Here is a 21,603-nt window from a genome sequence, read left to right on the forward strand (position 1 = left end):
ATAACCTATGCGGCTTGATGCCCTCGACCCACAGCATCAAGCCCACTGCCTGATACGAGTGTTTTGATGCCCGGTTGCCGCCTGCGCCTGATCACGCGAAGCAGTGGGTTTTCAATTGTGAGACGCACGATGATGCCCGCGCCGCCGGCTATGGCGACATAACACAGCATCATCATTGTCGATGCTTCGGGCGTCGGCAGCTGAAGCCATCGCTCATTACCTGTTTTCATGACGTCGAAAACGATCGGATGCGTGAGATAGATCGCGTAGGACGCATTGCCGATCAGAATAAGCGGCTGCCAGGTTATGGCACCGCCGGCATATTCGACAAACAGCGCACTGGCGACAATCACGACCGGCGCGGCTGCGGCGAGCGCCATATAGACCGACGGCGTGACGCTGTTTGCCCATAGCGGTCCCACGAATTGCGACCCATAGCAGAGTGTGACGAGTGCGGCGCCGATCCAGACAATGGAGCGTTGTGGTGCAGCGGGAGCAAAAACCTGCAACGCATAGAAGATCGCGATCCCGGCGATGAAGAACTTCGTATAGTCGAAGGACAGATAGTGGCAGGCAGCCGCCGTGCAGACGGCGGCCGCGGCATAGTTCAACGCCACCAGGCATCCGACAACGATCAGCGGCGCCAGACGGGGGCTGATCACAAGCGCGGCTGCGAAGATCAGATAAAAATACACCTCGTAGTTCAGCGACCAACCGACATTCAGGATCGGATATTTGTCACCGATCGGCGCGAACATCAGGCTGCGGCCGACATAGGCCCAGAGCGGCTCGGACGAACGGCCATCCAGCGGCTTTGCCCATGTCGCTGCCTCAAGCAGCGCAGATCCGAACATCACGACAAGAAGCACGGCTGTGCACAGCCAATAGAGCGGTGCGATCCGCTCCAGGCGCTTGGCCAGAAAATCGTCATCACCCTTCCGGGTGATGAAACACATGATGAAGCCGGAGATGACGAAGAAGGTGGAGACCCCGAAGAATTCGGTGTGCCAGTCACTCGCGAACTTGTAGCCGGTGTGGAAGAACACCACGCCAAGGGCAGCTATGCCGCGCAACACCTGCAGATTTGACAGCATGGGGCTCCCCCGACCGCCCGTCGCGGTCGGGGGCAAACCTCTGGCAGAGACGAGAGTTCCGCCGATCTGGAACTCTTGTGGGACAAAGAAGGCGGCGAGGTGACGCCGGCGGTCAGAAGCCGTAAAGCCGCGCCGGGTTGTCCACCAGGATTGTCTTGCGAAGTGCCGCGTCGGGCGCCCACACCGCGAGCTGGTTCAGCAGGCGGCCGTCGTCAATCTGAAAGAGCGGCGTGACCTCGGTCGGCTTCCTGCCGGCCGGCGTCACCGAATCCGGATGCGGCCAGTCGGTGCCCCAGATGATCCGCTCCGGATTGGCGGCGATCAGCGCCTTCGCCAGCGGTGCGACGTCGGGATAATCTGGCCCTTGTGTCGAAGCGCGATAGGCGCCGGAAATCTTCACATAGGCCTTGCCGGTTTTGACGAGGTCGAGCAGGTCCGCAAAGCCCGGCTGATCCAGCCCGAGCCTGGCTTCCGCGCCGCCGAAATGATCGAACACCAGCGACATCGGCGCACTGGCAACGACCTCCTTGATCGCGGATACCAATGGCAGATTGGTGAACATCTGGATGTGCCAGCCTCGCGTCTTCATGCGCTCGATCGCGCCCTGGAGACGCTGCTTGCCGATGGCGGGATCGCTCACGCCGCTGGTCGCAAGATTGATCCGCATGCCGCGAATGCCGGCGGCCTTCATGGCGTCGAGCTCGCTCTCCGGTGTCTTGTCGTCGATGACCGCAACGCCGCGCGCATCGTTGCCGCGCGCCTTCATGCCGAACAGGGTTGCCGAATTATCGGTGCCGTAGATGCTGGGCGTGACAATCACCACACGCTTGACGCCGAGTGCCTTGTGCAGCGCCGCCATTTCCTCCGGCGACGCCAGTTCCGGCGTGTAGACGCGGCCCGCAAAGAACGGGAATTTTTCGGGATCGCCATGAATATGGGTGTGACAGTCGCAGGCGTCCGCAGGCATCTGGAAATTCACCGGCGTCGCCGGCTGCGCGGCCTTGCCAACCGCAAATCTGTTGCTGAGCACGACAGCCCCCGCGATTGAAGAGAGCAGAACACCGCGTCTTGTGACCATTGGTTCCTCCCTGATGTCGTGACGCCATTTTTGGGCCGGCGTTCACTTGATTGAGGCCAACGTGATCGCTTCGCGATCCATGTCAAGCGTGCTTCCACATGCTGCAAAGCGAATCCGGCGGGATCGCCCCCCTGCTGCACGGCCCCATGTCAAATGGGCCGTGCAGCAGCTCGCTCGCAGTCATGTCACGGTTTGCGGACGGTCACGCGCAGGAACGTCGCCTTCACCGATGTCGTCGCAGGATCGGAGCTGCTGTTCTGACTCTCGAACAGCTTTACAAGCTCTCCCTTCAGGGCGTCGGCGCGACCGTCTTTTTCAGCCGCATCGAAGGCATTCATGGTCGGACCGTAATAGGCTTTGAACTGGTCGACGAACTTTGCCGGCGTTCCTGCAAAATTAAATTCGTAGGAGTCACGAGCGAACGAGATATTTGGCTTCGGAATACCGGCCGACGTGAAGCGCTCGACGACATTGTCTTCGAGACCCCAGGTCATGGGACTTACGAAGCCTTCCGGCGGAGGAGGCGAATAGGACGAGCTGATCTTGAGGATCTGCGCCACCAGAGTGGGATCGTTCGGGATCCAGTTTCCCATCACAATCCGGCCACCTGGCCGCGTGACGCGAACCATTTCCCTGGCAACATCCGATGGCCTGGGCGCGAACATCGCGCCGAAGATGCTGACAACGAGATCGAAACTGTCGTCCTTGATATCTTTCAGATTCGACGCATCGCCTTCCTGAAAACGACACGTAAGCCCTTCCGCCATCGCGCGCCTGTTGCCAGCCTCCACCAGATTGCGTGCAATATCGACGCCCGTGACATTTGCCCCGGCTTTTGCTGCTGGAAGCGCTGTCGTGCCATCTCCGCATCCAAGATCGAGCACATCACTTCCGCGCGTGATCCCTATCGACCCGACAAGCGCTTCGCCGCTGGCACGCATCGTCTCCGCGATACGGGTGAAATCGCCTTTCTCCCAAAGAGCCTGGTTGGGATTCATAGGGCATCCTCCAATGTTCGACATGGGAACGGCCGGCGCCTGGGTCGGTTCGCAGAACGGCGCCGGGGTAGCCGCAGTTATGTCACTCGGCCCCTGTTCTAGGTTCAGCATTCACGATCTGACCGCGCCCCGTTGCCAAACACCGCGTGATTGAGCAAATGGGCGAGGTTCCAGGACAATCACGGGGGCGCAACCCGGTCCCCTCGCCTGCGCGAAATACCCCTGCTCCCGCGGCGCGAGCGCTTCTGCGCATCCCGGCACGCTTCGAACCTGTCACCGTCGCCTGAAAGAAGGCAGCGCCCCTCCAACCGGGCCGTTTTCGCCCAAAACCGCCCCGGCCAGCCGTTGCCGCCGCCCGGCCAATCGGCTAAATGGACCCTCGAAGCACCCGTAGCTCAGCTGGATAGAGCGTTGCCCTCCGAAGCTGGACCGGTGCCTTCGCATTCTCTTTAAAACTAAGCATTTTGAGCGACCGTTGCGCGGTTACGGCACAGCCGGGCCACGTTTCACGGGGCTTGAGCATATTTTAAATCGTCAACAGACCATGCTCGACTACAGGCAGCCGCCATTGCGCGGTTAACGGGAGATATCAAGCGGCGGATTTCCGCGTCGCGTTATTCGAGCAAATGCCGGAGAGGTAGTCTGCGCCTTTGACGAGGTGGCCATACTTTGGCGCAGCCATCCCCGTCTCTCCTTCCGAGCGGGGCGCGTGACCCGTCACTTTTTTTGAAGAAGGTATCAATAGCTCGCAAACCGTATCGGGGGCACCGTCCACTCTTTGGTAGCCCTTGACGGTCGTTACCCAAAACTCTTCGAAGCGATAGACGCGCTGTGTGTTGGATGTCGGACCGGATGCATCGGCCGGATCTCCAGGACAAGTTCGGACCAAAACCGCCTCCCGATCAAACTTCTTTTCGAAATCGGCCTGCAACTACAGCCTGACTGGCCAATTTTTTGGAGTTTACATGTTCGTTTAATGCAATCTATGATTGCTTATCCCTTCCTGGAGGTCGAAATGAAGCTCTCTCCACTTCTGACTATAGCTGCCGTGATGCTTACGATAGCCGGTATTGCAACTTGCTCCGGGCAAACTCTTACAGAGACAACATGGGAAGTAATCAACGACGACTATTCGAGACAGGAACTCTTCGATGAAAATATTATTCCTGCGAAACTACGGGAGGATGCTAATCAACCGGCCGACAACACAACTAGCCTGGCTATTCCCAAAGACTTCGTTTTTCCGGACGACGCGCGATACGATAGGGTTCTCTTAAAGGAACGAGAAAATTCTATTTTTGGAATTGATATTAGCCATCACACTGGCCCCAATATAAAATTCACAAATCTACGTCTCCAACGAGTCCTGTATGTCTATGCCAAGGCAACGCAAGGCACAGGCTTTAAGGATAGGATGTTTGGGACATATTGGAACCAGCTTGCATCATTGCCCGAAAATCAAAAGGTATATCGCGGCGCCTATCATTTTCTCACAGCTGATTCCCCAGGCAACGCTCAAGCTAAAAGTTTCTTAGACTATCTTGAATTGCATGGCGGCCTGAAGCCGAATGACATGCCTCCTTGCGTAGACCTTGAATGGGACAAGACCTCGTCCAATCCCGATCGGTGGATCGGTCACGCACCTGAAGAAATAGTCCAAAATGCACTAGAATGGTTGAAGGAAGTAAAGCGCAGAACGGGCCGGAAGCCCATGATTTATACTGCATTGAGCTGGTGGCGCGATCGAGGAATCCCCGTCGAGAAAATAGAGCTCTTTAAAGATTATACGATTTGGCTGGCAGACTACTCTAAATCTCATAAGGCGTCTGAAAAGCCAGCTTTGATTGGCACGAGAACTCAAGACATTTGGCAGTTCGCCGACAACGCAAAGCTGAGCACCGGTTACCCGTCTGGAACGGTGGACGCTAATATATTCTACGGCACCTTCGAGCAGTTTAAGGCAGCGTTTGATTTAGCGAACTGAGGCTTATAGATGCTTTTAAGTATAGCTCTAACAGCTATTACCGTGCGATGTGAGCTATTTAAGATAGTCCGAGCCATTGCATTCGGCGGCCTGCTTATCGGAATCTCGCCGAGTTTTGCGATTGCGGACGTGACTTGTCCAAATGGCGCTGAAGTCAGAGACGTCGGTAAATGCAGATTTTTTTACAAGCGAACTGATCCGGGAAGCACGGTTGTAGATGAGCGCATCAGCAGCCGGATCCCAGCGAAGACGCATCTGGATCCTCCAGTGCGCAGCTTTGCACTTCTCGTCGGGGTCAGTTCTTACCCTAATTTTCCGGACCCGAAGGACCGCGAACTTCCGCCAGCAGCAGAAGATATAGCGCTCCTAAGAACCTTCATCGACGATCAGAAATTCGACGAAATAATAGTTTTGCAAAACAGTGATGCGACGAAAGACAATCTTCGATATTTCCTGGAAGTCTACCTCAACAAGCAGCTCGATCTTTACAAGATGCGCTCACGCGTGCTGTTCGCCTTTTCGGGACATGGTGCGGCAGATGACACCTCCCAGGCAGCAGCTGGGAAACTCGTGCTAGGCCCTGCGAGTGGAGCAAACGACTTCGAACATGTCTATAAACTCGACGAGCTCGCCCCCCTTCTGAGAACCGTGGGCAATAAAAGCTATCATTTCATCGCCCTTCTAGGCTCTTGTTTCTCGGGTGGGATCTTTTCTGCCGTAGGTAGCGGGGGAGACAATATTTTCTATCCTCGCGCACCCGGCGCTCACGCCGTGTCGGCGACTCGGCCGGATCAATTGGCGTATGCCTTTAAGAACGAAGCCGGCAGTATTTTCTTTACTCGCCTTGTTAAAGGTGTGGTCACAGGAAATGCCGACCGCGATTATTCCAACTGGGCTCAGGACGCAACGGGCAGTCTCCATCTGGTTGGGGGCGGGATCGTAAGGCTTGGTGCGTTGAATGCCTATGTATCTGGGGAGATCGAGAAACTTGGTCTCATGGACGGCACGCCAACGCCCTTCCCGCAGTTATTGTCTGGGCGTCTACGCAATGACGCTGATTTCGGAGGCGCATTCTTCTTCTTAGGGCCGGATAAGCGCAACACTATAACTGTAAGCGAGAGGACTTCGACTGGGGCACCAAAACTCGTTTCTCTTTCGATAAGCACTACAGCGGCGACGCCATCTCTAAAGAATCACCCAGAGATAAAGATCTTCCGGGCGCCGGACACTTATTCGATCCAAGGCGTAGACGTCAGTCATTACAACGGCTCAATCGACTGGAAGAGAGTTTCAAAAAGCAGAATAGCCTTCGCCTACATGAAAGCGACCGAAGGCGCGAATTTCGTGGACGAGACGTTTGACCGCAATTGGAAGGAAAGTAAGCAAAGCGGGATTGTGCGCGGTGGATATCACGTCTTTAATTTTTGCAAATCGGCGAAGGAGCAGTTCGAGAACATCAAAGCCGTAATACCTAAGGACCGAGACGCCCTGCCGATTGCGATCGACGTGCAATGGGTTGGGGCTCCAAAGTTGGTTGGTCAAGCTAGATGCAATGACGTAAAAGCGATCAAAGATGCCGTAGCCGACTTAGAAAAATTGATATCACTAGAATATGGTAAGAAACCTCTCCTTCACGGGTTCTCGCAGACCTTTAAAGATATTATCGATGATAGCTTTCTTTCCAATTCTGTTTGGCTTCAAGACTATAAAAAGACGGGAGCAGACGGCCCTTCTCTGCAGGGGAAGAACGCCTGGAGCATCTGGCAGTTTTCGTCAGAGGCCGTAGTGCCTGGCATAAAGAGTAAGGTCGGGTTGAATGCTTTCTACGGGACGAAACGGCAGTTTAGCGTGTTTTCAGCGTCTGGAAAGAATGTGGCTGCACCTCGTCCGGTTCGATAATCCGTTTTGCGATCCTACGACCTTGATATTTTGGCTTTCTGCACGGCATTCACCGTTGCTCGCGGCCGGCCATTTATCGGCAGGTTCTAGGAAGCTCGGAAGATGAGGCACCGCGAAAACAGTAGACAGTCCTAGTCGTCTTAATAGCGCTTTTCACTAAAGCGCTTTCGCGTTCAAAACGTTAGACGACGGCAAAAACTGCCCGAGCTCCAAAAAAGGACAATTCAGGCCGCACTCCCTTAATCGCCCGACCGCCAAGCCTTCGCAGTCCTCCTTCATTCAAGGAATTCGAGCAAACTCCAGTCCCATATCGGCCATTTCCTTTCTGTCGGCGTCGTCCCCAATACACTGATGAAAATTCGCATTTGTAACGAGATTAAACCAGTGCTGCTTCGCGAACGACCACCATATGGCTTTGGAATCCCAATATGTGAAAGTGGCGTTTAGCTTATTCTTAAGGGCAACGCACATCTCTGCCAGATTTTGTTTGCTATAAGGCCCCGCCTTAACATCAACAAAGAAGGTTTTTAGCGGATCTGATGCACTCAGATATTCATCCATCGTCGACACCTTCATCGCGGATGCTGCATTTGTCCAAATTGCTTGAGGGTCGACAGGCTTTACGAAGGTTTTTTTGGAAATGTCATAAAGTTTCGTGACGGATCTTACAGTGCTAAAGTCCACCTCGATTATTACGCAATTCCTGCGCGCTCGAAGTTCTTTCTTGCAATCCGGTGGGCCGCCGTCGATGGACATCGCAAATCGCTGATAGCGCGGGTATGTGATTGGACTGCTTGTAAATATAAATTGCATCGCGTTGTCTTGGGTTACGGCAGTAAGCAGATTTGGATCCATCACCAATTTTTCTGCCATGCTGTATGCAATATTCGCGATCTCGCCAGCCGATGCGGCGCCGGGTATAGCTCCAATGCCGGCCTTTATCAAAGGGTTAGCCGCCGCAGAATTGTATATCGTCAAAAGATCGGAAAAGACTCCTTTTTCGATTAGTGTTTTGTCTAGCGATATTAGCGCAAGTCTGACGGTGAAAACGTTGTCAGTGTCAAAACTGGCTATTCGTTTATAGGATAGAAGCGGCGCGCCCGTATTTATATAGGTCGACTCGGCAACCGCCGTAGCCTTTTCGGTTGTATCCACTGAGGCTCCAAAAATGAAATCGGCAGCATCTTTAAAGATGTCCTGCTTTACTTCTTGTTTTGGATTTTTTGTAAAGACAGCGATCGGCTTTCTTACGAGTGGTTTTGGCGTGCAGCCGTCCTTGCCGCAAAGATCAAGCACGAGCGAAAACGTCCCATACTTCTTCTTATCAAAAAGAAACTTGCGAAATAGAGTTTCATACCATTCGACTTGAGCAGCCTTCTGATTGCTACTAAAGCTCAGAAGTCTAAAATTGACATTTCCGTAGTGCCAGTTTTCATCGTATGTGCCAGTTGGATTTCTGCTCTCCATCGTTTGGATCGGGCTCTGCGCAAGCGCATTATTGGCGCAAAGCACAGCGATCAACGCGGCGTAATATGCTCGCTTCATAGCCAACCTCAAATTTATTGACCAAAGCCACAGCCTACTTGTATCCCCGCCCCTGTCAATCTCAGGTTGCTATTTTAGATCAACGCTTATCACACGATGCCTGCTTCAGTTGGGGCTCACTATCCTAGCGTGGACGTTCTCGCTCGCGGACGGCTAGATGAAACTTTTTGTTGTAGCCGATCTAGCCATATGACGAGATGAGCGGCCACACGACGTCTGTTTGGTCGATATCAAGTTATAGAAGAGATCATCTCCACCAGAGCAATTAACTTAAACGGACCGCGGCTCTGGCAGAGCAGCGCTCTACAAGCGGAAATGCCCTGCATTTATAATGCTCTCCCTATCTCCAATCTCTCCGAATTTGAAGAGAGGCACAATATCGGCACAATCGAATGTGGCGATCAGACGCTATTGCGAAACAGCTTGAATCGATACGGCACATGGACCCTGCTCGTTCTTACCAACATCAAAGAGCACTCTCAGGCCTGACTCATAGTCCTCAAATTGGCTGGGCTCACGAAGATGATTTTTATGAAAGAACCATTCTGAGCCGTTGTCCTCGCGGATAAAGCCAAATCGCTTCTCAGGAAACGTATTCTTCACAGTTCCCACTCTCTGCCTCGCAGCTAAAGTCGGCTCAACAATCGGCCGCTCCTTAGGCAACGGCCTTACCTCAGAGCCAACGCCGAGCAAGCCGGCAACCAGCGCCAAAGCTTCGTTTCCTACCAAGGATCTCGCACTACCTCTGTCCTCAACTATGAATCTATTAATCAGAGGCGGAATACGCGAGATCGCATTCCGATGCTTTCCATCCAGCAGTGACGCATCCAGATGAGTGATATACGCCTTAAGTTCCTTCACCGTTTCGTATGCACCGTCAAAATCGTGCTGACCGACCGTCGACTCCAGTCTCCGCAAGTAGAACTGAAACCAATTTTCTATAAGAATCTTTCTTGTTTTAAACGATAGCTCTTCAAGCTTCAGCTTCCGGAGCTGCTTTTCACCCGCTTCAAAATTACGACATCGAATGTATGCCCTTGCGAGATGAACTTTTATACTGGGGTCATTATCATCGATCAGAACTGCCGCCTCTAGTTGAGCAACCGCACGCTCGGCTTCGTCGATACGGAGAAGAAAACCAGCATATAAGTATCGGAGAGGCGCATAATCTCCGCATAATGAGATGGCACGCTCATAAGCGCCTTCGGCGCGAAGTGTATTCTCACCGACGAAGGCCATGAAGGCTTCTACGCGATGAACTTCGAAGTAATTCGGCGACATATTGTGCGCCTTCGCAAGGTGCTCCTCTGCCCGGTCCGCATTATCTTTCCGCAATTCCGTTAAAGCAGAGCTGAGATAATCAGCAACTACAAAGTCACTCCCTGCATGCTCTTCCCTGATGTGAATGTAGTTTGGATCGAACTGATTTGGCTTTCCTTTACGCATAGCAATAAGTTTGTCTTTTGCTAGCGAAAGCTGACTCTGCTTCTGTCGTAGCAATTTCTGCCGCTCGAGCGAGGGCGAGAAATAATTCCGCATGTAAAAGTTCGCCAGCGGCTTCACAAGATAGAAGTCATCGCCGCCCAACAATTGACTGGGAGTAATCGTGATGAGGTTGGCCGCGCGCAGCTCTCTTAGCGAATTGGACAGAACGATCAGCTCTTCTGAGAGAATATAGTGCAACGACGAGAGCGTTTGGGGCCGTCCTGTTATTATTAGCGCATCTAAGACTCCCCGAGAGCCCGCGGACAACCCATCTACAACATTGGCGACACAGAATCGCAACACCAGTTTCGGATCCGCCAACAGTGCCGATGGTGATCCTCCAGCACGAATCGCTTGCGCGAACCATTTTATGGCTAGTGGGCTAAAGTTAAGACGCGTGCAGGTGTCCAGCACGAATTCACGCTTCTTCTCTTGGAGCTCCGGAAGTCCGTAGACGTCGCAGATGCGGCGATAGTAATCGACACCCTCTCTTTCACTGAGCTGATGGATTTCTATTGGGAAATCGTAAGCTCCAAGACCAACGCGGGTCGTAAATAGAATCTTGCTCCCAGGAGGGATCTCGGCCGCAAACCGTCTTATACGCTCGTCGAGAATGGTCTCAAGATTGTCAATGACGAGAAGTATTTTAAAGGCGGCGAGCCATCGACGAAGATTGCCCATAGGATCTTGATTGCTAACTGGTTCAAGCACCGCGCTGGCAGCAGCAAAAATTCCAATAGAATCCTTGATCGAATCTTCAATCTCCACAATAGCGTCTGCCGTTAGCACCGTAGTTTTAGCGGTCGTCCAGATTATTGCATCAAACTGATTCTCGGGTTCGTCGAGTAAGTCGTAGAGCGCCTTTAGCGCAAGAGATGTCTTTCCGAGACCGCCATCGCCCAGAATTGTTATGATTGGAAAGCTGCCTTTGATTGCACTCTTCAATCGAGCAAGCTGGTCACTGCGCCCCACAAAACCTGTGTCGTCGAAATCAGGTGACGGTAAGTTGTGTAATACGGTGTCTTTTGCTTCGAGCTCGAACTCACCTTCAAACTCGAAGACATGACCTGGATTCCTTCGTAGAGTCTTGATTAAGGCTGCCGTCCCGGCAAATCCCAAGTGATCTGCGCGCACCAATTCTTCACTAACGCCCTTGATGAAGGGAAGGTCATCAAAATCTAGCGGCCGCCCATGCATTACTCGATTTCGGATAGCCACTACTGTTTCTACAGTCTTCGACTTAGCCAAGACCCTTACAAGCGGGGCAGACAAAAAGGCTTTCCAGCGATTCATCGCCTGGAAGTGGTCGCCGAGATTCATGAACTCTAAAAGCTCGACATCACTGTCCGCATCGGCAACCAGATGCGCGACCTTCTTCATTCGTTGTCTGCACTCTTCGAGCAGATCGACGGGAAACGCGGCAGAAAATTCCATATTCGGCAAAATCGCGCCGGCAATGAGTTGACGCGCATCGGCTTCAATGGCGGAAATTATTGCAAAAAGCGTTAGACGCTGCTGGCTTATGATCAAGCTTCCGCCCCCTCGGGGTAGGCTATCCAATTTACATCTAAGGGTAGATATTTGGAAACGAATGTCAAACCCGGCTGAACTAAGCACAGAGACAGCCAAGACCGCCTTGACTTCATAGAGCCTTGCCTCTGCACAGCAGCGCGTGCCGCACGTCATCACACTTGAGCGCTCTCGCTCCCTATTGATCCGATAGGCTTTTCCGCATCGACGCTCAGGCCGGGGCTTAGAAGCGGCACATAAGCGGCACACCCAGATTTCCTGAACCGATTCGGGATAGTCCTTGGCACCGAGTCACCGGCATCCTTTTATCGAGGAAACAAGGTGATCCGAGCGGCTGCGATGGCGACAATCAGGAAGTTACGGGGCCGATGGCAGGCGCAAGTCCGACGTAGAGGTGTTGCCCCTCGGGCCAAGTCATTCGACACAAAGCAAGAGGCCCTACGCTGGGCTCACGATCTTGAATCAGAAGCCAATCGCTCAGGCTGGGTCGCTGACACACGCGCTGCAGAGAAAACGACGCTCAAGGAGCTCCTGCTCAGATACGCCAATGAGGTGACACCTACCAAGCGTGGGGCCGTGTCCGAGAAGTCACGGATCAACTCGATTGTGCGTTGCCCCATCGTTCACCGAACACTCGCCAAACTGACTAGCTCCGACATCGCGACGTATCGTGACGAGCCTCTCAAATCTATCGCTCCGGCGACAATCGTGCGCGAGCTGAACACGATTTCACACGCGATCGAGATCGGTAGCCGCGAATGGGGTTTCTGGCTTCCCCGCAATCCAGTCAAGCTCGTGCGCCGACCGCCAGTCCCACGCGGCCGGACTCGGCGCTTCAAAGAGGGCGAGGAAGAGCTCTTGCTCTCTGCTTGCGACCGGGGCCGCACACCGCTGCTTAAGCCTCTTATCGTGCTCGCCATTGAGACTGGGATGCGCCGCGGTGAGCTCCTGGACTTGCGCTGGGAGCACGTCGACCTAAAGCTTCGAGTCGCTCATCTGCCACTGACCAAGAATGGCGATAGCCGCGACGTTCCGTTGTCGCGCCGGGCGGTCCAGATATTGCAGTCGCTTCAGAGCGAAGGACAAAGGAGCGAACGGGTCTTTCCGGTCACCGGAAACAGCGTCCGCCTCGCCTTCGAGCACCTACGCGTGCGCGCTGGGATGCCTGACTTCCATTTCCACGATCTGCGCCACGAGGCGATCTCCCGGCTCTTCGAGAAGGGGCTCAACATCGCCGAGGTCAGCGCCATTTCGGGCCATCGCGAGCTCAAGATGCTGCAGCGATACACCCACTTGCGGGCCGCCGACTTGGTTGCCCGTCTCGACTAGCGCCGATGCCATCTACCCACCACCCTAACACCTGGAGAATTGCGCTTGTTAAAAACCACCGCCGCCGTCGCAATCACCGCCATCGTTACCGTCAGCGGTCAATCCGAGGCTCGGCCCCTGACCGACATTGAAAAGCGGATTATCATGAGCACCTACGGCGCATCCCTCAAGGATCCAGCCTCAGCTCAGTATCGGTGGGCACCACTCGTTACCGACCAACCTGTCAAAGGCAACGAACTCGCTTACTGCTTTCAGATTAACGGGCGAAATTCCTTCGGCGGTTATACAGGTTTCCGCACCATCGCAGGCAAAGTGACGCGTCGTAACGGAGTGGTCGTCGGTTATGGCTACGTCGCCGGTAGCCGCGATGATGCAATCATCGCTGACGCAACGAATGAGATCTGTCGGGCTTTTGGTTACACGTTCTAGCTCGCAAGATCGCTGCGCATTCCCTGGGACATCGAAGTCCTAGGGAATTTCGCGCAGCTTTACTCCTTTGAGCATTGGGTCGTGAGCAATTTTTTCAGCAAGCCTTGGCCTTTCCGTTCGTTGCCCACCTTGTTTGCTAATTCCTTCATCGGATCATAGAGCGCCGCCTCAACAACACAATTAGGCCACGAAGGACATCTTTAGCCCGAATTCCAACACTATTTGCCCCAATTTTGTCTTTTTTGAAATTACTGCACGATTGAACTGCGCGCCGTTGTCATGAAGTTCTGTCAGACAATCGCGAATTCCAGTCTCGGAATAAGTTTGGATACTGCCTCGTCATTCGATTGACCATTCTCGTGCGGGCCGCCTGAGCTTTTTCTTCAGCTTGCTCAATATTCCCGAGAGCTTGAAGCACTTCCTCGGTCGTGCACTCACCGTCATCCGAGCCGACGCCTAGGTGATCGAAGCCATCGCAAATCTCGTCGAAACTTTCAGTTTTGATAGCGGCCCGCTCGATTGGCTCAGCCTTCGCAACGCCGCAGAAAGATTTATCGCAGGACCCGCCGGCTGATAACGCCGACGCGCTAACCGAACTTGGATTGAGCTCACTTTTCATCGAATTCTCCATCTGATCGCGAAAGACTGATCGAGCCCTGGAGTCAGCGGGCTCCCTTGTCAGCGAATATAGTGAGCACGACGAGAGTCGATTAAAGTATTTGGACGATTTTTTTGAAGAAAGTGCGCGCAAACCTACCGTCGCTTACTATAATGTATCAATGCGCCTGACTTGTTAGGCTCATGAATGGTTCAGTCGTGGGGCAACCCACTCGTGGATCGAACTCTCAATTCAAATAGCCAGCTTCACCTTCCGCGGGCCTAACCAGGGTCGTTGCGGGACAAGGCGAGAACGAAAACGTCGCATGGCAAGCGACAAAAGCCGACTACACCGCAAGGCGTTGTTGGTAGGAGCAGGCTCTCGCTCGCGCGAACCTGCGCAGAAATGGACCAACGACCGATCTCGTTGCCGTTTCTGGCGTTGTTGCTCGAAAGAGCAGAAGCGGCCCGTAAAGGCGGACAGGATAACCCCCGCCGACCCTGCTGAAGACAGTAGGTTGGGTTAGATCGGTATACTCTAAACGTCCAGACGCATGGATAGCTTCGCCCTGCAAAGGGCGAAGCTATGTCCTCTTCCATCCTCCGCATGTATTAGAAGTAGAAGGCGTTATGCATCAATCGCCATGGCTTTAATGGCGACACAGGGCAGTGTCGACAGCGAGATGCTCTCGAAGAGAAGCGGCGGTTGTGCAACGCCATCAAGACACCGAAGCGCCAGCCTACTGTTCATTTCGAACAGTTCTCCCCGTCACAACTGTTCGAAACGAACAGTTGTGTGTGCCTTTTGCCCTTAAATGCCCCGTCTAATGACAGTAAATTCAGGGATTATCTGTTCATTTGCTGTTGGTTTTGTGTTGGTCAAAATCAGAAATCACCGAACTTCTTCGTTCGGCAGAATGCACTCGCACCCGGCTCAAGCAGCAAATTTTGACCGGTAGCGGTGTCGTGCTGCCGGAAATCCTGCCAAAGAGAATAGCTCAGGGATAGATCCCGCCGCTTAGGCTCGTGATTGAGAGAAAGCAGCATTCTAAAAGGTCGAATGTATATTTCCGAGCTCCCCGGTTTCGTGCTTTTCGAAGCTTCGGACACGAGGGTCGTCATCGCTGATATGAGCTCTTGAGCTGCTCCGGAACGCTCATGCACGAGGCCCCGCGAATCTTGGCGAGCCACTCAGGACGATCCTGGGCATCGCTAGATTGCACTGCGGTCGATAGAATCTGCATCGCAACCCTTGGCCTCTCCTCCTATTCGACGTTCGGGCGAGCGTGGAACGCCCTTTCGGTCGCCTTGCCACAACACGCCCGAATAGCGGCAACCTGCCACCCACAACCGCCTTCCCTATCCTCCCCCGGCCCTCTAAATTCGCCATCTGATTTGGGGAGACGGCGACGGTATGCTGACGGGTGAGCTTCGATCGAAGATCGATGGGGTATGGAATGCGTTCTGGGCGGGCGGCATCGCCAATCCGCTCGAGGTGATCGAGCAAATTACCTATCTGCTGTTCATGCGGGGCCTGGATGAGGCGCATACCCGCGAGGAGAACAAGGCGAACCGGCTCAAGAAGCCGATGGCGCGCCGTATCTTCCCGGAAGGCAAGGACGGTCTCGGCAAGGGCAAGGGCGTTGCCTATGAGGAGCTGCGCTGGTCCCGCCTGAAGAACCAAGACCCCGCGACGATGTTCGAACTCGTCTCCGAACACGTCTTCCCGTTCCTGCGCGATATGGCTGACGCCAACTCCGCCCATGCCACCCACATGAAGGGCGCGCGCTTCACCATTCCGACGCCGGCACTGCTGGCCAAGGTGGTCGATCTCCTGGCCGAAATCCCCATGGACGATCGCGACACCAAGGGCGATCTCTACGAATACATGCTGTCGAAGATCGCCAGCGCCGGCCAGAACGGCCAGTTCCGCACCCCGCGCCATATCATCGCGCTGATGGTCGAGATGATGGCGCCGGGGCCGAAGGACGTCATCGTCGACCCCGCCTGCGGCACCTGCGGCTTCCTGGTCGCTGCTGGTGAATATCTGCGCGACATTCATCCGAAGCTGTTTCACGACGTCGCCAGCCGCGACCATTTCAATGAGGAGATGTTCCACGGCTTCGATTTCGACGGCACCATGCTGCGGATCGGCTCGATGAACATGACGCTGCACGGCGTCGACAATCCCGACATCCGCTACAAGGATTCGCTGGCGCAGGAGCATGCCGGCGACGAAGGTCGATATAGCCTGATCCTCGCCAATCCACCGTTTGCCGGCTCGCTGGATTACGAGACTACGGCGAAGGACCTGCTCGCAGTCGTCAAGACCAAGAAGACCGAACTGCTGTTCATGGCCCTGTTCATCAAGCTGCTGAAGCCCGGTGGCCGAGCGGCGGTGATCGTGCCGGACGGCGTGCTGTTCGGCTCTTCCACCGCGCATAAGGAAATTCGCCGCATGCTGGTGGAGGACCACAAGCTTGATGGCATCGTCAAACTGCCGTCGGGCGTATTCCGGCCTTATGCGGGGGTATCGACCGCGATCGTATTGTTCACCAAGACCGATGATGGCGGAACGGATCAGGTCTGGTTTTACGATTTGCAGGCCGACGGCTTTTCGCTCGACGACAAGCGTAATGCGCTGCTGCCGGCCGAAAAGATCGGACCGAGAGCGAAGCTCGATGGTGAAGAGCAGGAAAAGAACAACTTGCCCGATATCGCGGCGCGCTGGAAACAGCGCAGTGCTTCGGAGCGCGAGCGCCCGCGCACCGCGCAGAGTTTTTGCGTGCCGAAAGCCGAGATCGCCGCAGCCGGTTATGACCTGTCGATCAATCGCTACAAGGAAGTGGTGCACGAATCGACCGAACACCGCCCGCCGAAGGACATCATTGGGGAGCTGAAGGCCCTGGAGCAGGAGATCGCCGACGGTTTAGACGAATTGGAAGCGATGCTGTGAGCTTTGTTTTCCCAACTAAGCAGTTAAGCCAACTTACAACTGAGATCGATTACGGAGTCACGGCATCCGCGTCAGACCTCGATACAGGCACAAAATTTCTTAGAATCACTGACATTCAGGACGGCTCTGTCGAATGGGAGAAGGTTCCCTTTTGCGACGCACCTAAGAGCAAGTTGCAGTCAGCGAGTCTAGATGACGGTGATATTGTCTTCGCTCGCACCGGCGCAACCACAGGAAAGAGCTTTCTGATTAGATCCCCGCCTGACGGAGCAGTCTTTGCTTCATACCTTATTCGGGTAAAGCCCTCTTCAGCAGTCGACTCAGGTTACCTAGCGCACTTTTTCCAGTCATCGGGCTACTGGAAGCAAATAAAGAAGAGAACGCAGGGAGCAGCACAGGGCGGCGTTAATGCAACTAGCTTGAGTCAGATCGAAATCCCACTGCCAACTCTCGACGAGCAGCGCCGGATCGCAGCGATCCTGGACAAGGCGGATGCGCTACGCCGCAAGCGCAAACGTGCCGTTGCTCTACTTGACAGCTTTACTCGCTCTATTTTTTTGGAGATGTTTGGAGATCCAGCAACTAATCCAAAGAAGTATACTTCTAGGACATTTGGCAGCATTTCGACAAAAATGTCTGACGGCCCATTCGGCTCCAATCTAAAGTCAGACCACTATGTCGAACACGGCGTGAGAGTTATTCGGCTTCAGAACATCGGTGTTGGCAAGTTTGTTGATAACGACAAAGCGTTCGTTACCAAGGAGCACTTCAAGAGCCTGTCTAAACACAAGTGCTTGCCTGGAGACATTCTCGTCGGAACTCTAGGCGACCCCAATTTGCGTGCCTGTATCCAGCCCGCATGGCTACACGAAGCGCTAAACAAAGCGGATTGCGTCCAGATTCGCGTCGACGAAAAAATAGCGCTTCCCGAATATATAGTATCTTTGATCAATCAGCCTTCGGTGGAGAAACTTGCTCATGGGCTGATACTTGGTCAAACTCGGTCGCGAATAAGTATGGGGCGTTTGCGTGAGCTGGCTGTCCCGATCGCGCCTCTCGATGAGCAGGCGAGTTTTGTTGCAGCAGTCCGAAAAGCATCTCGCATAAGAGATGGTTTGAATAGATCCGAACGTGCTTTGTCTCAAACATTCACGTCCCTCCAATCCCGCGCCTTCTCCGGCCAACTCTAACCGGGCAGCCTCATGTCCAACTTCGCCTTCCTCGCTGCCGAGTTTCCTGCCGTGCATGAAGCCGCCACCGAGGCGGAGCGTCAGGCCGGGGTCTCGCCGACGGCGGCGACGTTCTTCGCCGGCAAGGCGGTGGAGGTCGCGGTGAAATGGGCGTTTCGCTCTGACCCCAATCTGAAACTTCCTTATCAGGACAATATCGCCGCCCTGTTGCACGAGCCGACGTTCCGCAAGGCGGCCGGCGAGGCGGTGTTCACCAAGGCGAAATATATCAATTCGCTGCGCAATCGCGCGGTGCACGAGGAGAAGAAGACCAGTCCCGGCGACGCCGCCGGCGCGGTGAAGGAGCTGTTTCACGTTTGCTTCTGGCTGGCCCGCACCTATGCCCGCCAGAGCAAGCCGGCGGACGGTCTTGTTTTCGATCCATCCCAGCTCTCGCGCCGCGACGATGTGCTGAAAAAGACCTTTGCCTATGTGAAGGCGCAGCAGGCCGAGCTGGACGCGAAGAACGGCGAGCTGGCTAGGCTGCTCGCCGACAGGCAGAACCTCGACGACGAGCTGAAAGCCCTACGGGCCCAGGTCGCGAGCGCGCGCAAGGCGGCCGAGACACAGCCCGACCATCACGACTACAACGAAGCCGAGACCCGCGACCGCTATATCGACCTGCTGCTGCGCGAGGCCGGCTGGGCGCTCGATCGGCCAGAAGACATCGAATTCCGAGTCGAGGGCATGCCCAACAATGAGGGCATCGGCTTTGTCGATTACGTGTTGTGGGGCGCGAACGCCAAGCCGCTCGGCCTTGTTGAAGCCAAGCGCACCCGCAAGGATGCCCGGCAGGGCCAGCAGCAGGCCAAGCTTTATGCCGATTGCCTGGAAGCGCGCTTCGGCCAGCGGCCCGTGATCTTCTATTCCAACGGCTATGAGCACTGGGTCTGGGACGACACCCGCTATCCGCCGCGCCAGATCGGCGGCTTCTACAAGCGCGACGAGCTGGAGCTGCTGATCCAGCGCCGCACCAGCCGCAAGCCGCTCGGCGCGGAGTCGATCAACCGCAAGATCGTCGAGCGTCCCTATCAGCACCGGGCGATCCGCAATGTGGCGCGGAGCTTCGAGGCGGACGGCTTACGCAAGGCGCTGCTGGTGATGGCGACCGGCTCCGGCAAGACCCGCACGGTGATCGCGCTGATCGACCTATTGATGCGCGCCGGATGGGCCAAGCGCGTGCTGTTTCTTGCCGACCGCGTGGCGCTGGTGAACCAGGGCGGGAAGGCCTTCAAGGAACATCTGCCCGATGCCGCGCCGGTGAATCTCGTTACCGACCGCACCGGTCAGGGCCGGGTGTTTCTCTCCACCTATCCGACGATGATGAACCTGATCGACGGCAAGCAGGAGGGCAAAATCAAATTCGGCCCCGGGCATTTCGACCTGATCGTGATCGACGAGGCGCATCGCTCGGTCTATCAGCGCTTCCGCGCCATTTTCGACTATTTCGATTCCTTCCTGGTCGGCCTGACCGCGACGCCAAAGGACGAAATCGACAAGAACACCTATTCGCTGTTCGACCTCGAGGACGGCGTGCCGACCGACGCCTATTCGCTCGATGAAGCAGTGGCGGATGGATATCTCGTGCCGCCCAGCGCGATCTCGGTGCCGCTCAGGATCGTGCGCTCGGGCCTGCGCTACGACGACCTAACTGCTGAGGAAAAGGACCAGTGGGACATGCTGGAATGGGGCGAGGACGAAGTCCCTGACAGCGTCGACGCCGCCGAGGTCAACAAGCGGCTGTTCAACGAGGATACGGTCGATCACGTCATCGCGCATCTGATGACGAACGGCATCAAGGTCGAAGGCGGCGACCGGCTCGGCAAGACGATCATCTTCGCCAAGAATCAAGCCCATGCCGAATTCATCGAGAAGCGCTTCAATGCCGCCTATCCGGCGCTGGCCGGACATTTTGCGCGGATCATCACCCATCAGACCAATTATGCGCAGTCGCTGATTGACGATTTCTCCAAAAAAGCCAAAGCACCGCACATCGCCATTTCGGTCGATATGCTGGACACCGGCATCGACGTGCCCGAGGTGGTCAATCTCGTCTTTTTCAAGCAGGTCCGCTCGAAGACGAAATTCTGGCAGATGATCGGCCGCGGCACGCGGCTGTGCCCCGACCTATTCGGCCCCGGCCAGGACAAGGAATTCTTCCGCGTTTTCGACTATTGCCAGAACCTGGAATTTTTCGGCGCGAATCCGGAGTTCAAGGAAGCCAGCACGGCGAAATCGCTATCCGAGCGACTGTTCGCGGCGAGGCTGGATCTCGTGGTTGCACTCGACAAGAAAAAGCAGAAGGCGGACGGCTTTTCCGCCGGCGATCAAGAAGCCTATGAGGCTAGCGAAGCGGGCGACAAGCCCCCAAGCGAAGATGACATTCGCGCCGACGCGCTGACGACCCTGCAGGAGATAATTGCCGGTCTCAATCCGGACAATTTCGTCGTCCGCCAGCATCGCCGCGCCGTCGAGAAATATCGCGAATCCGAAGCTTGGCAGTCCATCGACGACGAGACGCGGCAGGAGCTGCTCGACGAGGTCGCTCCCCTACCCTCCGCGCGCGGCTTCGGAACTGAGGAAGCCAAGCGCTTCGACATCCTGATGTTCTCGCTGGAGCTTGCGCTTCTCAACGGATCGAAACGTTTTGATGCTCTTCGCAAGCAACTGATCGAAATCGCCTCGGCGCTGGAAGAGCAGACCGGCATTCCCTCCATCGCCCATCAGGCGGTGCTGCTGGAGGAGATTCAAACCGACCACTGGTGGGAGGGTGTCACCGTCCCCTTGCTAGAGCTCGTCCGGCTGCGCTTGCGCGACCTGGTCCAGCACATCGAAAAATCGAAGAAGGCGGTGGTCTACTCCAATTTCGCGGACGAGATCGGCGAAGGCATCGAACACGAGCTGCCACAGGTCGGTGAGGCAGACTTCGCGCGGTTCAAGGCCAAGGCCCGGCATTTTTTGAAGAAGCACGAAGACCATATCGTGCTGCACAAGCTGCGGCAGGGCCTGCCGCTGACACCAACCGACCTGAGCGAACTCGAAAAGATGCTACTGGACGCCGGAGTCGGCGAATTGGGCGACATCGAGCGGGCGCGGGCGGCAAGTCAGGGGTTCGGTCGCTTTGTCCGCTCGCTGGTCGGCCTCGATCGCGCCGCAGTCAGCGAAGCCTTTGGCGAGTTTTTAGCAAGCGGCACAGCGTCAGCAGCCCAGATCGCTTTCATTGACATGATCATCGAGCACCTGACGCACCAGGGCGTCATGGATCCGGCGCTACTCTATGAACCACCATTCCGGGATATTGCGCCCACAGGGCCGGAGCAGCTTTTTGACGAAGCGCGAGTAACGCAGATTTTCTCCAAGATAGCTGCGATTAACGCGAGCGCAGTGGCTTAAGGGCTCGCACCTTAATAAGATCCAGAACAAATCGATCCGCCCAGCAATCTCAACTAG

General features: G+C 55.2%; 14 protein-coding genes. 7 read left to right on the forward strand and 7 right to left on the reverse strand.

Features of this window, described 5'->3' with window-relative positions; translation table 11 throughout:
- Positions 1–5: 5 nt before the first annotated feature.
- From SFY93_RS02285 to SFY93_RS02295, 3 genes are all read right to left on the reverse strand, one after another.
- The gene (locus SFY93_RS02285; RefSeq protein ID WP_320445920.1) at positions 6–1,094 is read right to left on the reverse strand and encodes an acyltransferase family protein; all 1,089 of its coding nucleotides are present in this window, start codon (positions 1,092–1,094) and stop codon (positions 6–8) included.
- A 112-nt stretch (positions 1,095–1,206) separates the two neighbouring features.
- The gene (locus SFY93_RS02290) at positions 1,207–2,172 is read right to left on the reverse strand and encodes an amidohydrolase family protein (protein WP_320445921.1); all 966 of its coding nucleotides are present in this window, start codon (positions 2,170–2,172) and stop codon (positions 1,207–1,209) included.
- 185 nt (positions 2,173–2,357) lie between these two features.
- Entirely contained in the window at positions 2,358–3,170 is an 813-nt protein-coding gene (locus SFY93_RS02295; protein WP_320445922.1) for a class I SAM-dependent methyltransferase, read from the reverse strand.
- A 1,015-nt stretch (positions 3,171–4,185) separates the two neighbouring features.
- Here SFY93_RS02295 and SFY93_RS02300 point away from each other — a divergent pair.
- Entirely contained in the window at positions 4,186–5,154 is a 969-nt protein-coding gene (locus SFY93_RS02300) for a GH25 family lysozyme (RefSeq protein ID WP_320445923.1), read from the forward strand.
- Positions 5,155–5,208: 54 nt separating this feature from the next.
- Here the strand turns inward: SFY93_RS02300 and SFY93_RS02305 are convergent, their stop codons facing one another.
- Complete coding sequence (locus tag SFY93_RS02305; RefSeq protein WP_320445924.1) at positions 5,209–5,409, reverse strand: hypothetical protein; 201 nt, start codon at positions 5,407–5,409, stop codon at positions 5,209–5,211.
- Between the two features lie 12 nt (positions 5,410–5,421).
- Here SFY93_RS02305 and SFY93_RS02310 point away from each other — a divergent pair, with 12 nt between their 5' ends.
- Entirely contained in the window at positions 5,422–7,053 is a 1,632-nt protein-coding gene (locus tag SFY93_RS02310) for a GH25 family lysozyme (protein WP_320445925.1), read from the forward strand.
- Positions 7,054–7,332: 279 nt separating this feature from the next.
- Here SFY93_RS02310 and SFY93_RS02315 read toward each other — a convergent pair whose 3' ends face one another.
- Together SFY93_RS02315 and SFY93_RS02320 are read right to left on the reverse strand one after the other, a co-directional pair.
- A complete protein-coding gene (locus SFY93_RS02315) occupies positions 7,333–8,598 on the reverse strand; it encodes a hypothetical protein (RefSeq protein ID WP_320445926.1) in 1,266 nt (421 codons plus the stop codon).
- A gap of 408 nt (positions 8,599–9,006) precedes the next feature.
- Positions 9,007–11,613 carry an NB-ARC domain-containing protein gene (locus SFY93_RS02320; protein ID WP_320445927.1) on the reverse strand — a complete coding sequence of 869 codons (2,607 nt, stop codon included), beginning with the start codon at positions 11,611–11,613 and terminating at the stop codon, positions 9,007–9,009.
- A 708-nt stretch (positions 11,614–12,321) separates the two neighbouring features.
- On the opposite strand from SFY93_RS02320, the gene SFY93_RS02325 reads away from it, so the two are divergent.
- A complete protein-coding gene (locus SFY93_RS02325) occupies positions 12,322–12,942 on the forward strand; it encodes a site-specific integrase (protein WP_320445928.1) in 621 nt (206 codons plus the stop codon).
- A 45-nt stretch (positions 12,943–12,987) separates the two neighbouring features.
- The gene (locus SFY93_RS02330; RefSeq protein WP_320445929.1) at positions 12,988–13,371 is read left to right on the forward strand and encodes a hypothetical protein; all 384 of its coding nucleotides are present in this window, start codon (positions 12,988–12,990) and stop codon (positions 13,369–13,371) included.
- A 277-nt stretch (positions 13,372–13,648) separates the two neighbouring features.
- Here the strand turns inward: SFY93_RS02330 and SFY93_RS02335 are convergent, their stop codons facing one another.
- Positions 13,649–13,990: a hypothetical protein gene (locus SFY93_RS02335; RefSeq protein ID WP_320445930.1), complete on the reverse strand. Its 342-nt coding sequence runs from the start codon at positions 13,988–13,990 to the stop codon at positions 13,649–13,651.
- A 1,392-nt stretch (positions 13,991–15,382) separates the two neighbouring features.
- Here SFY93_RS02335 and SFY93_RS02340 point away from each other — a divergent pair.
- From SFY93_RS02340 to SFY93_RS02350, 3 genes are read left to right on the forward strand one after another with little or no spacing between them, the layout of a single operon-like run.
- Entirely contained in the window at positions 15,383–16,924 is a 1,542-nt protein-coding gene (locus tag SFY93_RS02340; protein WP_320445931.1) for a type I restriction-modification system subunit M, read from the forward strand.
- Complete coding sequence (locus tag SFY93_RS02345; RefSeq protein WP_320445932.1) at positions 16,921–18,114, forward strand: restriction endonuclease subunit S; 1,194 nt, start codon at positions 16,921–16,923, stop codon at positions 18,112–18,114. The genes SFY93_RS02340 and SFY93_RS02345 overlap by 4 nt, the downstream gene beginning before the upstream one ends.
- 12 nt (positions 18,115–18,126) lie before the next feature.
- Entirely contained in the window at positions 18,127–21,546 is a 3,420-nt protein-coding gene (locus tag SFY93_RS02350; protein ID WP_320445933.1) for a DEAD/DEAH box helicase family protein, read from the forward strand.
- The last annotated feature ends 57 nt before the right edge of the window (positions 21,547–21,603 follow it).

The sequence above is a fragment of the Tardiphaga sp. 42S5 genome (assembly GCF_034044155.1).
GTDB lineage: Bacteria > Pseudomonadota > Alphaproteobacteria > Rhizobiales > Xanthobacteraceae > Tardiphaga > Tardiphaga robiniae.

Bases quoted from the DNA above. Each gene is read 5' to 3' on its own strand.
- SFY93_RS02295 (WP_320445922.1), bottom strand. From the start codon at position 3,170: ATGAATCCCAACCAGGCTCTTTGGGAGAAAGGCGATTTCACCCGTATC.
- SFY93_RS02300 (WP_320445923.1), top strand. From the start codon at position 4,186: ATGAAGCTCTCTCCACTTCTGACTATAGCTGCCGTGATGCTTACGATA.
- SFY93_RS02285 (WP_320445920.1), bottom strand. From the start codon at position 1,094: ATGCTGTCAAATCTGCAGGTGTTGCGCGGCATAGCTGCCCTTGGCGTG.
- SFY93_RS02350 (WP_320445933.1), top strand. From the start codon at position 18,127: ATGTCCAACTTCGCCTTCCTCGCTGCCGAGTTTCCTGCCGTGCATGAA.
- SFY93_RS02305 (WP_320445924.1), bottom strand. From the start codon at position 5,409: ATGCGTCTTCGCTGGGATCCGGCTGCTGATGCGCTCATCTACAACCGT.
- SFY93_RS02315 (WP_320445926.1), bottom strand. From the start codon at position 8,598: ATGAAGCGAGCATATTACGCCGCGTTGATCGCTGTGCTTTGCGCCAAT.
- SFY93_RS02335 (WP_320445930.1), bottom strand. From the start codon at position 13,990: ATGAAAAGTGAGCTCAATCCAAGTTCGGTTAGCGCGTCGGCGTTATCA.
- SFY93_RS02290 (WP_320445921.1), bottom strand. From the start codon at position 2,172: ATGGTCACAAGACGCGGTGTTCTGCTCTCTTCAATCGCGGGGGCTGTC.
- SFY93_RS02340 (WP_320445931.1), top strand. From the start codon at position 15,383: ATGCTGACGGGTGAGCTTCGATCGAAGATCGATGGGGTATGGAATGCG.